This is a genomic window from Mogibacterium pumilum, from assembly GCF_002243385.1.
GTDB classification, from domain to species: domain Bacteria; phylum Bacillota; class Clostridia; order Peptostreptococcales; family Anaerovoracaceae; genus Mogibacterium; species Mogibacterium pumilum.
The window spans coordinates 482308-483786 of the sequence record NZ_CP016199.1 but is presented as its reverse complement, the minus strand read 5'-3'; the positions used below and the strand labels follow the sequence as shown (position 1 = coordinate 483786).

Genomic DNA, 1479 nt, shown 5'->3' with positions numbered 1-1479 from the left:
TGTGGCGTTAGCATCTGCCACATCATCTGCAGAGAAGAACATGTCAGCTTCTTCATCTGGCTCGTCATCGATTGTATCAAATCCTAGCGTAGCGAGTTCTGACTCCAGGCTTGTCAGCTCTGAATTAACTGGAGCGGCAACCGCCTCCGGCTCTGTCTGTACAGGTTCCTGTACGAGTTCTTCTGCGGTCACAACATCTCTAGTTGGCAACTCTACTGTCTCAGATGGATCCTTACCAAGAAGCTCAGCTAGTCTCTTCTGAAGATTAGCGATTTCACTTTCAATTGCCTTAGCAGCTTCTGCGTCCTCAGCGGATTCAGCAGTTGCAGAAACTGCCTCTACTGTTACAGGTGCTGCTGTCGGTTCTACAACCGGTTCAGTCACCGGAGTTATAGGTTCAACGGCTGTAGCTGCTGGTTGTTCTGTCTTTTCAGCCTCTTCATCCATATATAGCTCTGAGTAGTTAACTGGCTCCTCATAAGGAACGTCTATATCTTCATCGCCAAATGCGAAATCATCTACTTCCTCTTCCTTAAGTTCTTCTTTAGGCTCGAGTTCGTAATCTGTCTCTGGCTCCTTGTTATCATCTGTAAGTTCATCATATGAGAATGACTCTGGTTCATCGTCATCATCGTCATCATCGTCAAACTCAAATGCTTCAGCTTCAGCACGTTCTTCAGCGCGTGAAACTCTGCTTGGTGTCACGTAGTCGAGGTACTGGCTTACAGTCTCCTCGTCTTCGTCTGTATCTTCAATCTTAACATCAAAATTGAATAGATCATCATCTGCTCTCTCTGCAGCAGCTTCTTCCTTATCATCCTCTTCGTCACGAATAAATGCAGAAAGCTCTGTCTCAAACTCATCTGCTGGAAGCTTGAACTCATCTCTAGTATCTGCAGCAGATACGTGAACCATGTCATCAACAAAGTTGTGTGGTGGCTCTGCCTGGAATACTTCCTCATGCGACTTGCGACGAGCATTCAGATACTCATCAAAATCTGCAGAAGCTGCATCTAATCTGTGCGAAACTTCCTTTTCATCCGTCTCGCTTGCCTGCTTCTCTAGCTCAGCAACGATATCATCCTTGAGCTCAGTGTATCCTTGAGTATGTTCTCTCTCTTCGTTAGGAAGAATAGAATCTCCAAAATCGAAGTCTGTCGAAACGGATGCTTCTTCAGCTTCCCTTGCAGCCTTCTCGCGCTCTTCCTTCTCCTGTTTCATAACCTCGATGAAATTCATTGTGCGTCCACGACCGGATGCCGGAGCAGCTGCGGAATCACGCTTAAGCATTTCCTCGAGCGAACCAGACTCTTCAGCCTTGTGCTCTGGCTGAACAGATTTAGAGCTCTCCCAATCACTATTAACAGAGCTGAACGACTGAGTAACTGCCTCAGTCTCTTCATCATCAATTCCAGTTGTTTCCCAAGGAGATCTGATTTTCCTAATAGGTTTCTTATGACTCTCCTCAATTACTGAACT

At 46.0% G+C, this 1479-nt stretch carries 1 protein-coding gene; it reads right to left on the bottom strand.

Translation table 11 applies throughout. From position 1 onward, the window contains the following. Nucleotides 1–1479 (bottom strand): hypothetical protein (locus AXF17_RS09155; protein WP_169711308.1); only part of this gene is annotated, 1479 nt, incomplete at both ends.